Source organism: Flavobacterium sp. HBTb2-11-1 (assembly GCF_009826975.1).
Classification (GTDB): Bacteria; Bacteroidota; Bacteroidia; order Flavobacteriales; family Flavobacteriaceae; genus Flavobacterium.
In genome coordinates this window covers 173,625-190,810 of record NZ_WUMO01000005.1, presented here as the reverse complement: position 1 = coordinate 190,810, position 17,186 = coordinate 173,625, and the positions used below count along the sequence as shown (strand labels likewise).

Annotated in this window: 17 protein-coding genes; 6 read left to right on the top strand and 11 right to left on the bottom strand. The window is 31.5% G+C overall.

Translation table 11 applies throughout. The annotated features are described in order from the left end of the window. Positions 1–3 precede the first annotated feature (3 nt). The 6 genes from GR162_RS12585 (at position 4) to GR162_RS12560 (ending at position 7,167) form a co-directional block, all read left to right on the top strand. Entirely contained in the window at positions 4–468 is a 465-nt protein-coding gene (locus GR162_RS12585; RefSeq protein WP_160782460.1) for a hypothetical protein, read from the top strand. Between the two features lie 135 nt (positions 469–603). After that, positions 604–975 (top strand): DNA topoisomerase IV, encoded by a 372-nt coding sequence (locus tag GR162_RS12580; protein ID WP_160782459.1) that lies wholly within the window; start codon positions 604–606, stop codon positions 973–975. A gap of 144 nt (positions 976–1,119) precedes the next feature. Next, positions 1,120–3,039 carry a DUF294 nucleotidyltransferase-like domain-containing protein gene (locus tag GR162_RS12575; protein WP_160782458.1) on the top strand — a complete coding sequence of 640 codons (1,920 nt, stop codon included), beginning with the start codon at positions 1,120–1,122 and terminating at the stop codon, positions 3,037–3,039. 2 nt (positions 3,040–3,041) lie between these two features. Continuing rightward, the gene (locus GR162_RS12570) at positions 3,042–3,671 is read left to right on the top strand and encodes a PolC-type DNA polymerase III (RefSeq protein WP_160782457.1); all 630 of its coding nucleotides are present in this window, start codon (positions 3,042–3,044) and stop codon (positions 3,669–3,671) included. Between the two features lie 163 nt (positions 3,672–3,834). Beyond that, complete coding sequence (locus GR162_RS12565) at positions 3,835–5,313, top strand: hypothetical protein (protein WP_129748646.1); 1,479 nt, start codon at positions 3,835–3,837, stop codon at positions 5,311–5,313. A 69-nt stretch (positions 5,314–5,382) separates the two neighbouring features. Beyond that, positions 5,383–7,167 carry a cytochrome-c peroxidase gene (locus tag GR162_RS12560; protein WP_160782456.1) on the top strand — a complete coding sequence of 595 codons (1,785 nt, stop codon included), beginning with the start codon at positions 5,383–5,385 and terminating at the stop codon, positions 7,165–7,167. Positions 7,168–7,233: 66 nt separating this feature from the next. Here GR162_RS12560 and GR162_RS12555 read toward each other — a convergent pair whose 3' ends face one another. The 11 genes from GR162_RS12555 to GR162_RS12505 form a co-directional block, all read right to left on the bottom strand. Continuing rightward, positions 7,234–9,072: a type VI secretion system baseplate subunit TssF gene (locus GR162_RS12555; protein ID WP_160782455.1), complete on the bottom strand. Its 1,839-nt coding sequence runs from the start codon at positions 9,070–9,072 to the stop codon at positions 7,234–7,236. Positions 9,073–9,123: 51 nt separating this feature from the next. Continuing rightward, positions 9,124–9,411, bottom strand: a complete 288-nt coding sequence (locus GR162_RS12550; RefSeq protein ID WP_160782454.1) for a hypothetical protein — start codon at positions 9,409–9,411, stop codon at positions 9,124–9,126. 623 nt (positions 9,412–10,034) lie between these two features. Beyond that, the gene (locus tag GR162_RS12545; protein WP_160782453.1) at positions 10,035–10,487 is read right to left on the bottom strand and encodes a hypothetical protein; all 453 of its coding nucleotides are present in this window, start codon (positions 10,485–10,487) and stop codon (positions 10,035–10,037) included. Positions 10,488–10,591: 104 nt separating this feature from the next. Continuing rightward, positions 10,592–11,098: a hypothetical protein gene (locus GR162_RS12540; protein ID WP_160782452.1), complete on the bottom strand. Its 507-nt coding sequence runs from the start codon at positions 11,096–11,098 to the stop codon at positions 10,592–10,594. A gap of 35 nt (positions 11,099–11,133) precedes the next feature. Then, positions 11,134–11,634 carry a hypothetical protein gene (locus tag GR162_RS12535; RefSeq protein ID WP_160782451.1) on the bottom strand — a complete coding sequence of 167 codons (501 nt, stop codon included), beginning with the start codon at positions 11,632–11,634 and terminating at the stop codon, positions 11,134–11,136. Further along, a complete protein-coding gene (locus GR162_RS12530; RefSeq protein ID WP_160782450.1) occupies positions 11,612–13,039 on the bottom strand; it encodes a hypothetical protein in 1,428 nt (475 codons plus the stop codon). The genes GR162_RS12535 and GR162_RS12530 overlap by 23 nt, the downstream gene beginning before the upstream one ends. Before the next feature lie 2 nt (positions 13,040–13,041). Beyond that, positions 13,042–14,853, bottom strand: coding sequence for a type VI secretion system Vgr family protein (locus GR162_RS12525; protein WP_160782449.1), 1,812 nt, complete (start codon positions 14,851–14,853; stop codon positions 13,042–13,044). 36 nt (positions 14,854–14,889) lie between these two features. Beyond that, on the bottom strand, positions 14,890–15,285 hold the full coding sequence (gene tssD / locus GR162_RS12520) for a type VI secretion system tube protein TssD (protein ID WP_160782448.1): 396 nt from the start codon (positions 15,283–15,285) through the stop codon (positions 14,890–14,892). Positions 15,286–15,418: 133 nt separating this feature from the next. Next, positions 15,419–15,805: a type VI secretion system tube protein TssD gene (gene tssD / locus GR162_RS12515; protein WP_160782447.1), complete on the bottom strand. Its 387-nt coding sequence runs from the start codon at positions 15,803–15,805 to the stop codon at positions 15,419–15,421. Between the two features lie 183 nt (positions 15,806–15,988). After that, complete coding sequence (locus GR162_RS12510; protein ID WP_160782446.1) at positions 15,989–16,420, bottom strand: GPW/gp25 family protein; 432 nt, start codon at positions 16,418–16,420, stop codon at positions 15,989–15,991. Positions 16,421–16,430: 10 nt separating this feature from the next. Further along, on the bottom strand, positions 16,431–17,144 hold the full coding sequence (locus tag GR162_RS12505; protein WP_160782445.1) for a hypothetical protein: 714 nt from the start codon (positions 17,142–17,144) through the stop codon (positions 16,431–16,433). Positions 17,145–17,186 lie beyond the last annotated feature (42 nt).

Here is a 17,186-nt window from a genome sequence, read left to right as displayed (position 1 = left end):
AATATGAAATCAAAAGATAACGAAACGCATCAATTTTTACCAAGCGGAGAATGGGAAGGATTTTATTGCTATTCTAATTCGTCTGCGCAACATAAAATGTCTATTGAATTGAGTTTTTCAAATTCAATTATTACGGGTTCTGGAATTGATGATGTGGACTCCTTTCGATGGAATGGTTCTTATAATTTGGAACATTTTAAACTTACAATGGTCAAAACTTATCCAACACATATTATTAATTATGCTGGAGATATAGACGAAAACGGTATTTGGGGTGTTTGGGATAATCCTGAAGACTTGAGTTTTTTTTCTGATTTTTCGCCAAACGTTCTTCAAGAAATTAAAGCGATGACAAAAGGAGGTTTTCATATCTGGCCAAAAGCAAACAAAAGCGAATCTAAAGAGGAAGTCAGAGAAGAAGTCAAAGAATCCAAAAAACTGAAAGAGTTTTATATTCAAAAAGTTTAAATTATATACAAGTGTTTCTTGTTATCCTAATGCCCTAGCCCCGATTGCAATGGAAATCCTTTTTATTTTTTCTTTAAAAATAAAAAGATTGAAATGGAAAGCTGGATTAGCTCCTAAAAAAACAACTTAATTAAAATGAAAAAAATACTATTCTTATTTCCGGTACTGGCTTTAGTATCTTGTTATAATACAGAACACAATTGCAAAGATTTTAAAACTGGGAAATTCAAATTTGAAACCGAAGTTAACGGTGAGAAAAAAACAACTTACTTTGAACGCAAAGACGATATCGAAATCGAAACTTTTGAAGGAAAAACAGATACGGCAACCATTCGTTGGGTAAGTGATTGCGAATATGTTTTGCAGAAAAAACATCCAAAAAATATGGCTGAAGAAAAAGCAATCAGCATGAAGATTTTAACGACTTCTAAAGATTCTTATACTTTTGAGTTTGGCTTGGTTGGTTCTGAAGAAAAACAGCGAGGTACTGTTTATAAAGTAGATTAAAATAATTAAGCTTTTTTGCCACAAAGGCACAAAGACTCCAAGGATTTATTTCTTTGCGACTTTGTGTCTTTGTGGCAAATTATTATAATGTGTTTCTTTTACATTTCTATTTTAAATAGTACATTAGAACTTTAATCTAACCAAATGAAAAATACCATTTCGCAAAGAGTTGCAGACTTTTTAAAAGGATATCCACCGTTTAATTTTTTGCATCAGAGAGATTTAGAAAAACTGTCTGAACAGATTTCTATTATTTATAAAGAAAAGGATTCGGTAATTTTCGCTGAAAATGATAAAACGCATGATTCCTTTTATGTAGTTCACAAAGGTGCAGTTGCCCTGAAAAAAAGCACTAAAAATACGGTTTTGGATATGTGTGATGAAGGCGATATTTTTGGACTTCGTCCGCTTTTGGCACAGGAAAATTATATTATGGAAGCTGTGGCGCACGAAGAAAGTATTTTGTACGCTATTCCGATTGCCGTTTTTAAACCTTATGCGCTTGAAAATAGAAATGTTGGTAATTTCCTGATTGAGAGTTATGCTTCGAATACTCGAAATCCGTATTCAGATATCCATAAAGATAAATTATATGGTGATGATCAGCTGAATGAAAATTTGCATTCCAGCAATCATTCTTTCGATTTAGCCCCTATCAAATATTCTAAAAAAATCGTAACCTGCAGTCCGTCAACAACTGTTAAGGAAGTGGCGAAAATCATGAATAAAAAGAAGGTCGGAGCGATTTTGATTGTAGATGAAATGCTTCCGATTGGTATTTTGACCGATAAAGATCTTCGGAATAAAATAGTTACAGGCGATTTTCCGATAACGACAACTGCCGAAACGATAATGACGAAACCGGTTATTACGTATCCGAAAAAAATGACGGTCACTGAAGCGCAAATGGCTATGATGAAAAGCAATATCAGTCATTTATGTTTGACAAAAGACGGGACTGTAAATACAAAAGCAGTTGGAATTTTGTCAAAACACGATGTTATGGTGGCGCTCGGAAATAATCCAGCGGTTTTAATAAAAGCGTTAAAACGCACTAAAAAAATCAAGGAAATAAAGCCAATTCGCAACCGAATTATGCAATTGCTTCAAGGTTATTTAGATCAAAATATTCCAATGACTTTGATTACCAAAATCATTACCGAACTGAATGAAGCCTGCACTACTCGAGTTATCGAAATTTGTTTGGAAAAAATGAGTAGTCCGCCACCTGTAAAATTTGCTTGGTTAGCACTTGGAAGTCAAGGACGTGGTGAACAAATGCTTCACACCGATCAGGACAATGCGATTGTTTACGAAAATGTAAATGAGGTTTTTAGAGATGAAACTAGAGTGTATTTTCACAAATTTGCTAGTCTTGTAAATAAAGGTCTTTTTGAAATTGGTTACGATTACTGTCCGGCAGATATGATGGCTTCGAGTCCGAAATGGTGCATGAGTTTGGATGAATGGAAAGCTCAAGTGCATCATTGGATTACTAATCCTGGAAAGAATGAAGTTTTACTTTCGTTTATTTTCTTTGATTACAGCAAAACTTACGGCGATTCTGAAATTGTTAACGAATTGTCTGATTCTATTTTTGAAAACATAAAGGCGAATCCGATTTTTTATATGCATTTGGTAAGCGGTGCTTTACAAAGTCCTTCTCCTACAGGTTTCTTTAGACAATTTCTGGTTGAACAAGACGGCGCAAACAAAGATAACTTTGACATTAAACGAAGAGCTTTAATGCCTTTAACCGACGCAGCGCGTGTTTTAATTTTATCGCATTCGGTAAAAGGAATCAGTAATACGGCAGAGCGTTTTGAGAAACTGGCAGAATTGGAACCAAATAATAGAGAATTGTATTTGTCTTGCTCATATTCGTTTAAAGCTTTACTGAAATTCAGAACAAAACAAGGATTATTGCATCATGATTCGGGTCAGTTTATCGAATTGGAATCTTTAACTAAAATGGAAAAAATTAAACTGAAACGTACTTTTAAAACGATTAAAGAACTTCAGGAACTTATTTCAGTACGTTTTAACATCTCAAATCTGGTATAATAATGAGTTTATTCAATTTTTGGAAGAAAGAAGAAAACAATTTATTCGACGAAAATATTACCATCGAAGAAACTCGTTTTGTAGTTTTAGATACCGAAACTACAGGATTTGACTATGATAATGATCGTATTTTGTGCATTGGCGCACTGGTTCTTCAAAACGGAATTATTAATGTTCAGGAAAGTTTTGAGGTTTATTTGGAACAAGATCATTATGATAAATCGACCGCTCAGATTCATGGTATTTTAAAAGATCTGCTTGTCAAACGTCCGACCGAATTAGAAGCTTTACAGCTGTTTTTAGATTTCTTAGGAGATTCTATAATTATTGCACATCATACCATTTTTGATGTCACCATGATTAATAGAGCTTTAGAACGAAATGGACTTCCGCAATTACAAAACAAAACTTTAGATACAGCTTATTTATACAAAAAGACTTTGATTCAGTCGCATCTATTTGAACGAAAAGATCATTATACCTTAGATGATTTGGCTGATAAATTTGACATTTCAAAAAAAGACCGCCATACTGCTTTGGGCGATGCTTACATTACTGCGATAGCCTTTCTCAAGATTGTTAAAAAACTGAAAGAGAAGAAAGCAACCAATCTCAATCAGCTCTTTAAATAATTTTATGATTTTTTTAGGAGTCTTAAATTTACATTCGAAACTTTCAATTTACCATTTCATAATACAAGACTTACATTTATTAGCATTAAGAAAAAATTAACATAACGTGTACTTTGTTTTAGAGAGATAGCTTTGCCTTAATCAAAAAAATAAAAAACACTTTATGAAAGCTAACTTTTTAAAATCAATTACCTTGCTTGGACTTGCAGGTCTTTCTGCAATAAGCTGTCAAAATGATGACAAAGATTCAAAAAACGATGTAAACGCAAGTATCGATTTTACTTCACATTCAAAAGTACCTCCTTTTGTGTATGCTCAAACTGGTTTTGAAAACTTAAAAATCAGTACTTTAATTACAAGTGCAGATGTACTTCCAAATTCACCTTCTTTTGTTTACGGAGCACAGCCAGACGGAGCTGGATTAATGAAAGATCCAAATGGTGATGGATACATTATGATTACCAACCACGAAATTATCCAATCGGTGTCAAGAGTATATTTAGATAAAACTTTCAAACCTGTAAAAGGAGATTATATTGTTGATGGTGTTGGAGGTCTTACTCGTTTATGTTCTGCTACTCTAGCAACTCCAGAAATCCATGGGTTCGGACCAATCTTTTTAACTGCCGGAGAAAGCGGTCAAGAGAGTATGGTTCACGGAATTAATCCTCTTGGATTATCTACTGATAAAGCAAGAACAGACAGAGTGTTGCCTGCTTTAGGAAAAGCGAGTATGGAAAACGCGGTTCCGCTTCCAAAAGAAGCTTATCCTGGAAAAACAGTTATTTTAATTGGTGAAGATCAATCATATTCAACTTCTCACGTAAGTGCAGGTCAGCTGATTATGTATGTAAGTACAGTTGGTGATTTGTCTAACGGAAAATTATACGCTTTAAAAAGAACTGACGGAAATCAAGTTGAAACTACTATGACTTTAAACAATTCATATCCAGTTGAATTTGTTGAAATTCCGAATGCTAAAAACTTAACTGGTGCTGTAATCAATACAACGGTTAATGACTTAAAAGCAATTCGTTTTTCAAGAGTTGAAGACGTAGATTACAGAAAAGGAAGCGCAAGCAACAATAGAGAAATCTATTTTACAGCTACAGGTCAGGCAACTAACAATGCTCCTGTTGAAGGATATACAATGTGGGGAAGAGTTTACAAAGTAAAACTAGATGCTACAAACCCATTAAAAGGAACTTTAGAACTGGCTGTTGAAGGTGACAGTACTCCTGGAACTGGAATCATCAATCCAGATAACTTATGCGTAACTGAAAACTATGTATACATTCAGGAAGATGGCGACAGCTATTATGCAGATGCAAAACACGATTCATATATCTGGCAGTACAATATTGCTACAAAACAAAATAAACCGTGGTTAAACATGAACCACAAAAGAACAGATACGGCTTGGAACACACTTTACAACCAAACTGGCGAAATGAGATTTGGAAGCTGGGAATTTGGAGCTATGCAAGACATTTCAGATATCATTGGTGTTCCAGATACTTTCACGGTAAATATTCACCCTCATACTTGGCAGAGTGATGCATTTAAAAATGCTGACGGTTCAGGAACTCAAACTAACAAAGAGGGAGGACAAACTGTAATTATTAGAAACGTACAACGCTAATAATTTCTACCGAAATCTTATTGACAACCCTTATTCTTCGATAAGGGTTGTTTCTATTACAACACCATTATGAAATTAAAACATCTTACTTTTCTATTCCTACTGCTTTCTTTTTTCTTTTCATGCAAAGAAAGCGAAGCATCAAAACCAACGGTTAAACAAGAATTACTTGTCCATTTAAGTAAACTTAGCAATGAAATTACACAATTTCAAAAGCTTTTAAAAAGCAATTCTTCACAGAAAGAAATTGTAGAACAATTTAAAAAATCTCGTCTGGCATACAAAAAAGTCGAATGGGCAATTGAATATTTCATTCCTGAAACAGCTAGATTCATGAACGGTCCTGCTTTGGATGAAATGGAACTAGAAGAAAACCGATCTTTTGAACCGCATGGTTTTCAGGTTATGGAAGAAATGATTTATCCTGAATACAATCCTGAAAGCAAAGAAGATTTAACGAGAGAATTGAATATTTTTCAATCGAATATTAAACAGTTAGAAAGTACTTTTGAAGCTATAACCGTAAGTGATGACTACATTTTAGATGCCATACAGCAGAATGTTTTTAGAGTTATAGCTTTAGGAATAACTGGTTTTGATAGTCCGATTTTGCAATCTTCAATTCCAGAAGCGGGAGAAAGTTTAATCTCAATTCCCGAAACGCTTGAAAAGATTGATTCTAATAATAAATCACTATCTGAATTAAGAGAATTAACCCAAAATGCACAAAAATACTGCACTGCTAATAATAATTTCAATGCTTTCAATAGAGCTGTTTTTATAACCGAATATCTAAATCCAATTTCAAAAAAACTGAAAACTTTTCAGAAAGAAGAAAATATTAAAAATGTAAAGAAAAGCAGTCCGCTAAAACCAACAATTGCAACTTTATTTGATAAAGATGCCTTTGATGTAAATGCTTTTGTGCTTTCTAAAGAATATAATTTTACCAAAGAAAAAGCTGTTTTAGGCGAAAAATTGTTTTATGACAAAAGTCTTTCCAAAAACAATGATCGAAGCTGTGCCACTTGCCATAATCCTGAAAAAGCTTTTACAGATGGCTTAAAAACAAATATTTCGCTTACGGGAATGAATTTGCCAAGAAATACTCCAACTCTAACCTATGCTTCATTACAGAATGCCCAATTTTGGGATATGCGACAGTTGGATTTAGAAAAGCAGAGTGTCGATGTAATTGAGAATAAAGATGAAATGCATGGCTCAATGGAAAATATTCACGCTAAAATTCAATTAGAGCAAGAATATATCAATCTTTTCAAAAAAGCCTATCCAAAAACTTCAAAGCCGGAAGCATGGCAAATTCAAAATGCTATTGCAAGCTATGTGCGTTCTTTAAACTCTTTTGATTCAAGATTTGATGAATACATGAGAGGAAATAAAAACGTTCTGAACAATGAAGAAATCCAAGGAATGAACCTATTTATGGGAAAAGCAAAATGTGCAACGTGCCATTTTACGCCTTTGTTTAACGGAACAGTTCCGCCAAGTTATTCCAAAACCGAACACGAAGTTATCGGAACTCCAAATGAGCCTTCAGGAAAATCTTTAAGTCCAGATAAAGGCCGTTACATATACAATAAAATGCCACAATTGGTTGGTGCTTTTAAAACACCAACGGTTAGGAATTCGGCTGTTACAGCTCCGTACATGCATAACGGAGTTTTTAAAACGCTGGAAGAAGTGGTTTCTTTTTACAATAAAGGCGGTGGAATTGGTTTAGGCTACGAAGTAGAAAATCAGACGCTTCCTTTTGACAAACTGAATTTAACAATCAAAGAAGAAAAAGCGCTTGTTGCTTTTATGAAAACACTTACGGATAAAAAATACCAGTAAAACCAAAATAAAACCTCAATTAAAGAAAACCGCCGAAAAAAAAATTTTTCGGCGGTTTTTATTTTTTTATTCTTCAATGAAAAGTCGATAAGGAAATACGTTTGATGACCTGTTTTTTAAGTTTTTTATAAAACTTTCACATAAATAATCCCACTCTGTAGCTGATAGATAATTTCTTTCTGTTGCATTTATTTTTAAATAAATATCTACCGTTCTACTAAAACCTGCTTTTACAGAAATTTCTTTTCGCGTTCCTTTCTCTATTCTAATATCTGTTAGACAACTTTTAAAATGATTAAATCCAAACGCTTTTATATCTGCAAATGTTACAATTCTTCCACGAGTAAGTAAAGCATTTCTATAAGCCAAAATACGGTCTTTATTATTCTGCTTATTCATTCCGCCCACAGTATTAGTAACCAAAACTGCCTCTTTACTTACAAACAGCAAATCGTCTTTAGATTCTAAAACAGTGCCTGCTTTGATATCGTTTCCTTCTTCTGCACAAGTTGACCAATAATGTATAGCAAAGGACTTTCCTAAAGATTCATCAAACTTTGGCTTAATCATTATGTAAGGATCATTATTTTTAGAAAAACTACTTTCTCTCGCCTGTTGTTCTACAGAAGCTAAAAGCTGATTTATTTCAACTAAAGAACTGTTCATAAAGTCTTTACCCAAACCGGCAAAAGAAGAACTTTCATCCTTCAACAAGTCTAATACATTTTGAAGTAATTCTGATGCAGTTCTTGAATCAAATCTAGATACACCGCCTGTTCTTAATACTGCATTTCCTTCTTCAATTACACCATCTTTAAATTCTTTTATTTCATAATGATTATTGAATCCATCGATAACGGTATCAACATCCAGATAAAAATTATTGTCTGTTTCTAATGCGATATAGGATAAGAAATTACCCAGCGTTTTATTAATAATATGCTTCTTTTTGTTTATTACAGGGAAGCAGTTTGCCGTAAAAGAAACATTGTCTAATATTTGCGGAATTAACGATTCTGGAAAAATCATTTTTACCCAAATAATCGGATTCTCATTTCTTTCTGCTACAGCTTCAAAGCACTTATATTCTGAACCGTATTCATTAAGAGGTTTATACTTTAATGATCCTTTCAGGGTATAAAAATTATCAAAATAAAACTCATTTACTTCCTGCATAATTTCACTCAAATGCGTGTAGTTGCGATTGATAATATTTTCTATATCAATATTGTTTACAGGAACATTGTAACCTTCTTCTACAGTAATTTGCACATCATCCTGAAAGCATTTCATTTGCTTTAAATAGTAATGAAACATTTCTTTCTGATGTATATTTTTAATGTCAATATATAACATTAAATCTTCGATGTCTTCAACTTTCGAATTTGTCAATTCAATTCCTAAGAACACGACACCAGAAGGTAATGAATTCTTATAATCTCGTATGCTATCTTTGTAAAAAAGATTCGAAATCTCAAACAAATTACGCTCATACGCTACATATTTTATCTCTGCAGACGACAGCTTTACTTCTAATGTTGGCGATAGCGCAATCTCTTTAGTAATTGGTGCTAAAGGATTGTAAATATTATGAATTCTTCGATTTGCCGACATCTGATTCTGCAACGAAACTTTCATATTATTTTCTATTGGCAAAGCATGCAAAATTGCTCTTGCAGGTTTTACCCCTGTAGTAACTTCGGGAAACATAATTTCCAGAACCCTTTCTACAACTCTTGTTTTAGAGTCTTCGAGTTCATGTGCTACCTTTTCTAATTCGTAAGACAATGCATTAAGCATCATTGATACTACAGGATCAAAAGATGTTTCCATCTCAACATCTGAAAAACCCCATGACCTAGCAGCTCTTTTTAGCACTCTGTCTTTTATTCTGTCTTGTCTCATTATCTGATTTTGAAAGGAGAAACTCCCATTTAATTAAATATGCACCTAAAATTATTTATACTCATTAATCCACATTATTACATAAATACCAAATAAAAGTAAAATTGTAATGAGAGCAAATAAAATAGGAGCTAACCAAATATTCAACTTAATCTCTGCTTTATAATATAAAAAATAAGCTAAAATCAACACTCCTATATTACAAACAGCCAAAATATTCAATTCAATAAAATCAGCTGGAAATCGCCCACTTCCATGTTTATGAATATAATACAAATGCCCAAAGCTTATCAATTGAATTATTGTTATTATTATTGGAAAAATTATTAATCTATTCATCTTCTAATCAATTTATAGCATAGTAAAAAGTACACTTTTACATTCTTTCTACTCTGTTTTTTTCCATAGTCCCCTACAATCACGAACGTTCCGCTCGTGCAAACTTCTTTTGATGATTCATCAAAATTTATAGCTTATCAAAATCAACTATAATAATATTATTACCTTGATCTTCTATTTTTTTGTTATTGATTGTTGATGTACAATACCGGCAAACTCTAATTTTTCTATGATTTTGGTCAAATCCTTCCTCAATCAGATTAGAGAAACTATGTATTTTGATTATCTCATCTTTAACATTAATAATTAAAGTATCCTTCAACAATATTTTTTCTGATATACCGATATTAAAATTATTTTCATATAAATAAATCTTCTAAATCTTCTTTGATATATTTAACATTTCTGTTTTTAACATAAATCTTAAGATGTTTTAAATCTTTTTCTGAATACTTCTTTGAAAAGTTTTTAAAAGACATCCAAAAGCCTTCTCCACCGGCTAAGTAAGTATTACAGTTATTAGCTTCTTGCGTATTACAACTAAACAAAACAAGAAACAATATGAATAATATTCTATTTAACTTTAATGTATTCATCACAATTAACCATAAAAATGATACCTTTTAAAAATCTTTTCCTAGGAAAACCTCATTATAGCCGTAAAAATTATAAACTTTACCATTTATTGTTGCATTGAGAATACCGCAATGAAAATTACCTTTATCCTGTCCTGCATTTGACATTTGGCCTCCGTTTTTAAAATCATAAATTTTATAGATTTTATCTTTTAATAAAATAGTTAAAGTATCTTCAACTAAAATCTTTGAATCAATATAAAAATTGAGATTACTTATAGAATCTATTTTATATTCATATTCTTTATTATTTGAAATTTTAACCTTAATTTCTTTTATGCTCAAATTTTTAAAATATGGATCTAACCTTATCCATATCCTTTCTCCATTAGCAACATATTCAGAAGAACTACATTTATTTGTATTTCGATAATCATTTGCCTTAAAAATGAAAAACACAATGATTAATATTAGGAAAAACAACAATACAACTTTCTTCATTTTTACTTGATTTTTTATACATCCATTATTTACTATAAAAGTTTTAATGGGAAACTCAATCATTTAAAGTATTTCTTATTGTTTTAATCTCCATAATTACAATTTTATTTTTTCTTTAATATTAATCCTAGATTTGTTGGTATTTCAATACTTAAAGGAGCATTTTTATTATCTAATTTATTACCATTGATTTCAAATGATTTTATGTTATTCATTATGATAAAATCTCCTTGCCTACCACCTGAAAAAACAGTATCAACTTTATTATCAATCATAGTAATTTTATATTCCAAGCTATCATTTATAATTAATCTGATATCATAATTTATTGATCCTAAAAATGCTTTATTTGGGCTTATTATTCTTTGATTCAATTCCTTATTTATCGAATCACAATCGCCAATTTCAAAATCTGAATAACTACCTATGAAATTCTTAAAATTAGAATTTTTAACATACTTTTCGAATACTATTTTCTTTGGACATACTGAGGATTTCCATCCTCTTAAATAAATATCATAAAAAGATTTATCCTCTTTTATGTATTCAACTCTTTTACAATTAAAAAAAACGAAAATTAGCAAGATGCTAAAATATTTCGATGTATCCATAATAATTACTTTTAAATGATTTAATACAAATATTATTATCTCATTTTTCTAGCTAGAGATGTTTCTAGAGATATATATGAAGCTTGTCGTGGTTTTTTTACAGTATCTAAATAATTTATTTTCTTGTTATTAACATTAGCCTTTAAATTATATCTTATAATATATTTATGCCCTAGAATAGTTGGTCTTTTTACTGTGTCTTTAATAAATGAAACTTCGGTAAATCTATATTCAAGATCTTTATTAACCAAAAGGATAAGATCGTCATCAATGGGTTTATTATTAATAAATTTAGGAGTTATTGTTAAATAATGATGTATAGTATCATTAGTCACTTCAAATAAAGAATCTACCGAAATCATTTTTGAGAAATTTGTCTGTTTTTTATAATGATACATTTTTACACTCACATTACCTTTTGATTTCCAATTTTCTATAGTAATTAGTTGATAAATTTGCTTATCTTCATCATATTTATTACAAGAAAAAAAAAGTAAAAAATATGTATAATATTTAAAATACTTCAATGAAACCATAATAGTTGGATTTAAAAGTTTTAATGTCAATGTAATAAGGTTTGTATAAAAATTTATATTTAGGATTAACTTCTTTTTTATTTCCTGATTCTGGAAGATAATCATTTTTAAAATCCAGCCCCCATGTATATATACTAAAAAAAACTTTTTCTGCTTGATCTACTTTAGTTGTAATATTTCCGTGAATGTCATAGAATGTTAATCCTCCTTCATATACAACCCAGTGCGAGTTAGTACTTAGATTTATAGGGTTATATCCAGAAACATCCTCAATCATGTTAGAGTCTATCATCATCAAAATATTATGCCCTGCATTGTATTTTATATCAATTTTTTTAAGTTCCAATAAATCAGAATTAGAAACATAATCATGAGCTTTGGCTTCAATTCCTTTTTTATTCATGATTGAATATAAATTTAACCCAAATGATTCTGCATTTGCATAACCGGCAACTTCTTTACACATTCTGGTGAGCATATCAGGCCAGTTAACTGCTTTTAGCATATCCATGTCACCATTTTCAAAACCGTTATATACAAACTGGCTGTTTAAACTTTCCCCACTACGAGTTGTTGCCAATACTATCCAATCAATTTCATGCATGCCCATAGATTTGTAATTAGAATCTGTTGGTTTAGTTTCATACATACCTAAAGCTTTTTCATGAGGTTTTACAACATAAGCACCTACTTTATATCCTCCTGTTCTAAACAATTCTTTTGCTAAATTTTCATAAGCTTTGGGGTCACGCTTTATCATGGCATAATATAAAGCTGCCATTCCGCAAAGTGAACTATATTCTTGACTAATTTTCCAAGGATCTTTTGCGCGATCCTTTATTTGTTGATGTATTTTCAATCGATTAAACCATCTAAAGCGATTATGTTTCCAAATTTTCAGTTCCGCTTCGGTTGCATGGTCTTTTACATAAGCTCGAACATAAATAAAACGTCCACACATATTTTTCTCATTCATAGTGATTTTAACACTATCACCCTTTACCGATAGAGGAATTTCTTCCCACTTGTTTTCTGATAAGTTATGGTATTTTAACAGCCATTTTATTTCCAATTTATTTTTAGGAACATCCTTTAAATAGCTTTTTACTCTAAAATGATAAGTTTTTCCAAAAATCATTCCTGGATTATTTACACCATCAGCTTTATCGTTTGTAGAACCGAAATCTAATGTTGTTAAACACTCAATTTCTTTTATCGCTTCTTTTTTTTCATCTACCTTCTTTTCAGGAGCTTTATATTCATGATAAGTATTACCTTTTTCTTCTCCAACCCATCTGTTTTCTTTAGCGGCATTAGATTTAAAATGCCCGTCAAGAACTTCTATGGTTGTAGCTCCTTTACTTGTTTTTGTTATAGTTCCTCCAACTATTCGTATCCTTGACATAATTAAGCAGATTTAGTTTTTTCTCCACTATGTTGTTGTACCTCTTTCGATGATTTTACCGAAACATGTTCTTCAGAACTTTGCATAGTATATTCTTTACTCGCAACCTCTTGTCTTTCTTTAGCGGTATGAGACTCCAGATTTCCTTCAATGTTTTCCATAAAATTCCCAGTAACCGACAACATACTATCACCGCCAACTGTAGTATTAAGCATCATACCTACAATACTCATTTTATCGGCTCCTGCACTTTCTGTAATATTCATTCCAGCATTCGCTGTAATATTTTGAGAAGCATTAAAATTGATATTTTGTGCATTAAGATCAATTGTGTTGTTTGCTGTTATACTGATATTACCACCAACAGTATCCATTAGTATTTCGTTACCATTTTTATCAGCAATTATGATGCTTTCGTCTTCTGTAAATTTTATAACATGTCCGCTTCTAGTATGAATCGCTTTAATATTATTCTGTGCATCAGCATAACCGCTTGAGTCTTGCCCGTTATATTGGGCTCCAATCACATACGGATTCTGCACATTGTTACCTTCAAAACCAATTAAAACCTCTTCTCCAATTTCTGGCACAAAATAAAATCCTTTTCCTGAACCAGAATAAGGCTGTACCATTCTTATCCAATCTGTCACTGCCGTACCAGTTGCACCGTAAAATTCGACTCTTACACGTCCTAACCCTTCTGGGTCATTATTTTCTTTTACATATGCTGGCTGCGTTTCGGCTTTACCGTAAACAAATACATCGGTGTAATGCGGTGCAGATACATCTGCAGGAATTGCTTTAAATTCGCAAGAATAATTTCCATGCACTTGAGAATGATGTATAACTTCAACAGCTATTAATTCGTGCTGAACCGTTTGATTTTGAATTGTAAAAACCTGTCCTAAACCAATTGGAAAATAAGAAATACCGCTGTAATATACACTGTTGGCGTCACTGCCTGCAGTTTGCAATTTTATCATTTCATCAAGGTCGTCTTTATTTATGGCATTTGTAGTATATGCGCCATTATTTAAATCAGAATTTGCTACAGTTCCTTGATTGTAGCCTACAATAGAAGCAAAACTGTCTTTACTGCCAGATGAAGTTTTAGCCGCTGCTTCGCGAAGAGTCGATACGTTGTTATAATCATAACCATTCAGCGAAATTTTATGCGAGCTCATATTGGCCTGTATCTTGAAACTATGCAATGAAGCACCATTAATCAATTTGGTCTGACTGTTTTTTGTTTGCCCAAACTGCATACGCATTCCATCAAAATAAAACCATTGGCCGTAACGTTTCGCTAATCTTTTTAGAAACTCAAAACTTGTTTCATTGTATTGCAAAAGGTTGCTAAACACTTTTAGATAGGTTGATTTAATAGACTCTCTTTGGTAAAATTCTCCTGGTCCTTCAGCAAAAATACTCAGTACGATATCATCCATACTGCGGTCTTTAAATGTTCTTGCTTTTTTCATGTCATCAATAACAATACTGTGACTTACGCCTGAGACATGCAATCCTGCTGGGCTTCCATCAACATCAATAGAAGAAAGTTCTGTAATTATACCTTTGCTCATAAGTCTAATTCCTGTAAGACTTTTAAAAGTAAAAATTACCTCATCTCCTAGATAAGTTCTCAGTGCTTTAGCTTGGTCTGCAGGATTAATTACTGCTTTGCCTGTATATTGCCAAATGAAAGAAAAATGATGATGGTCGGCCATTTTTTGAGATAGCTTTAGATCATAATAAACAACGTTTTGGGTAAAACCTCCTATGGTTATATGTACTTGTTCCGAAAAATGTGCCATAATAATGTGTCCTGTTTTTAATTAGCTTTTAAACAATTAATCTAAAGCAATCCAATTATTTGAGAATTTAGCATCTCCAAAAGTCAATTCTTTTGCCACTAATTCCATGGTAATTCTCATTGGGATTTCGGTAGTGCTTGTAAATTGTTCATTATAACCAACACAAAATGCTTTCGTAAACTTAAGTTCTTTCATTTTACTTAATGCATCTCTTCTATAAAAAACAATTTTACCATCTTTGGTTAAATCTCCATTTAGCATCCAAGCCAAAAAATGACTGTTCTGACTTGCTTCAATTATCATTTTTATAACTCCGCCCTTAGCATTTCCCGTAGGTTTACTTGTTGTGTCAATTTCTTGTTTAAAACCAATATTAAATTCAAGAACATTAAATTCTTCTCCGTCTATATGTAATTTAGATAAAAAACTCATTTTGTAGATTTATTTGATGATTAAAATTTAGGCAACGTTTGTATGTTTTTTTTAAAAGTAAAAAACAAAAAAGGAAGTCTAAGTTAATAGACTTCCTTTAATAACTTAATAAAGATTGATAAAGTCCAAAGGATTACACCCAAGCATTATCAAATTCTCCTCCACCCATCGAAATTTTGCGAGCAGAAATCATAAAAGTTTCAGTTAATGGATTGTCACTGTTATGATCAAAGTTTTCTTTGTACTTAACCATGTAAGCTTCTGTAAACTTTAGCTCTTTTAAAGTAGCATTTGAATCACGTTTGATGAATTTTACTGACCCATCTTTTCTTTCGAAATTGTTAGTCATCCACTCAAACAATTCAGTACTTCCAGTTGATTCAACTTCAATCATAATTCTTCCTCCACGTGTTACTGTAGATGGACGCCCAGAAGCATCTGTTTCTTGAGCTAAATCATAACTAACGTTTAATACTTTGTACTCTTTTCCTGCTACTGATAATGATGTTAAAAACGACATAATGAAAAATTTTTAATTATTAATTTATTTATTTATGCTGTAAATATATAAATAAAATCTTATATTAATACTTTTTTTAACAAAACTTTATTTACAATATATAATTCACAAGTTGTCAAGTATTTAAAAAACAAATAAATCTTTTTGCAGACTATTGAAATAAAAATATTACTAAAAAAAAGGCTATTTATATGATAACGGCCCAACAAAAAAGTATCCTCTAAAGTCAAAATCACGATTTGTACTTTTTATTGTAGCTTCTATTATTATATCAACTTTCTTTTTTGATCTGCTGACATCATCAACAAAATACATTGTTTCTGATAATTCGACGATAAGCTCTTTTACTTTTATTCGCTTTTCATGAAAAGCCAAAGACTGTTTCATTGTCTTCGAAATAATTTCTTTTAACGTATTTTCATTCATCAGTAAATCAAAATCGATTTCCCATATTTTTGATCCAAACGTTTCATCAAACTTGCACTCACCAAATGTAGTCGTGGCCAGTAAAATGATCTGTTGGGCAATAGAATGCTCAATAGAAGTTTTTTCTAACTCTTTTTTTTGCATTACGCTATTAAAATCTATCGGAAGTTTGTAAAATGCTCCTTTCATATTTTACTTTTTAAATATAAATCAACTTATTAGCTCGACCTCTTTTATCAGTTTCCATTTCCTTTGAAACTTTCTTGCGTTTTATAATGTGCAGTTTAACTGATGGCGTGAGTTTTAGAAATTTTTCTCTGTACAGTATATCTCCAATAAACCTCTGTCCCTTTTTCTCATCAACAATTACAAAATAGCTTATTCCTTTCTCTACTTTTAATGCATTAATATCACCTGCAAAAAGTTGGATATTTTGTTCGTCTTTTTGAAAAGTATAGGTAAGCTTATCTTCATTTAATTTTCTGTATCGTGAAATATCATACGTTTCCATTTCTTCTTTTAAAGGTTCAAAAGGGATATTTTCAAAAAGAAAGTTATTTGGAGCTAAGAATTTTAAACCCAAAAAACTCCATAATCCTTTTTTCTTTGTTTGCTTTTTATAGAAAAAAGTATCACGAGTAACTTTATACACTTCTTTTTCGTTTGTTTTATCGTCTGTAACTATCATTTGATAAACAGGAACTTCAATTTCAGCTGGAATTTCGACACCTTCTAAATGCGTATTCAAATAAACTGATCCAACCTCCTGTTCTGAAATTGTGATATTGATACTATGCTTTTTTAAAGCAGAATCTGTTTTTACAATTACTTTTCCTTCTCCGCTTCCTGCATAAAAAACAGAACCGTCGTTATCTGTAAGTCCTAATGAAAGGTTCAATTCTGGAAATGGCATATCTTATTTTTTATAGATTATAGTACAGTTATGTAAAAAATT

What these genes read in the sequence shown, in the direction of transcription:
- GR162_RS12560 (WP_160782456.1), top strand. Translation starts at nt 5,383, where the DNA reads ATGAAATTAAAACATCTTACTTTTCTATTCCTACTGCTTTCTTTTTTC.
- GR162_RS12525 (WP_160782449.1), bottom strand. Translation starts at nt 14,853, where the DNA reads ATGGCACATTTTTCGGAACAAGTACATATAACCATAGGAGGTTTTACC.
- GR162_RS12575 (WP_160782458.1), top strand. Translation starts at nt 1,120, where the DNA reads ATGAAAAATACCATTTCGCAAAGAGTTGCAGACTTTTTAAAAGGATAT.
- GR162_RS12510 (WP_160782446.1), bottom strand. Translation starts at nt 16,420, where the DNA reads ATGAAAGGAGCATTTTACAAACTTCCGATAGATTTTAATAGCGTAATG.
- GR162_RS12505 (WP_160782445.1), bottom strand. Translation starts at nt 17,144, where the DNA reads ATGCCATTTCCAGAATTGAACCTTTCATTAGGACTTACAGATAACGAC.
- tssD (WP_160782447.1), bottom strand. Translation starts at nt 15,805, where the DNA reads ATGTCGTTTTTAACATCATTATCAGTAGCAGGAAAAGAGTACAAAGTA.
- tssD (WP_160782448.1), bottom strand. Translation starts at nt 15,285, where the DNA reads ATGAGTTTTTTATCTAAATTACATATAGACGGAGAAGAATTTAATGTT.
- GR162_RS12555 (WP_160782455.1), bottom strand. Translation starts at nt 9,072, where the DNA reads ATGAGACAAGACAGAATAAAAGACAGAGTGCTAAAAAGAGCTGCTAGG.
- GR162_RS12580 (WP_160782459.1), top strand. Translation starts at nt 604, where the DNA reads ATGAAAAAAATACTATTCTTATTTCCGGTACTGGCTTTAGTATCTTGT.
- GR162_RS12540 (WP_160782452.1), bottom strand. Translation starts at nt 11,098, where the DNA reads ATGGATACATCGAAATATTTTAGCATCTTGCTAATTTTCGTTTTTTTT.
- GR162_RS12545 (WP_160782453.1), bottom strand. Translation starts at nt 10,487, where the DNA reads ATGAAGAAAGTTGTATTGTTGTTTTTCCTAATATTAATCATTGTGTTT.
- GR162_RS12550 (WP_160782454.1), bottom strand. Translation starts at nt 9,411, where the DNA reads ATGAATAGATTAATAATTTTTCCAATAATAATAACAATAATTCAATTG.
- GR162_RS12585 (WP_160782460.1), top strand. Translation starts at nt 4, where the DNA reads ATGAAATCAAAAGATAACGAAACGCATCAATTTTTACCAAGCGGAGAA.
- GR162_RS12570 (WP_160782457.1), top strand. Translation starts at nt 3,042, where the DNA reads ATGAGTTTATTCAATTTTTGGAAGAAAGAAGAAAACAATTTATTCGAC.
- GR162_RS12530 (WP_160782450.1), bottom strand. Translation starts at nt 13,039, where the DNA reads ATGTCAAGGATACGAATAGTTGGAGGAACTATAACAAAAACAAGTAAA.
- GR162_RS12565 (WP_129748646.1), top strand. Translation starts at nt 3,835, where the DNA reads ATGAAAGCTAACTTTTTAAAATCAATTACCTTGCTTGGACTTGCAGGT.
- GR162_RS12535 (WP_160782451.1), bottom strand. Translation starts at nt 11,634, where the DNA reads ATGGTTTCATTGAAGTATTTTAAATATTATACATATTTTTTACTTTTT.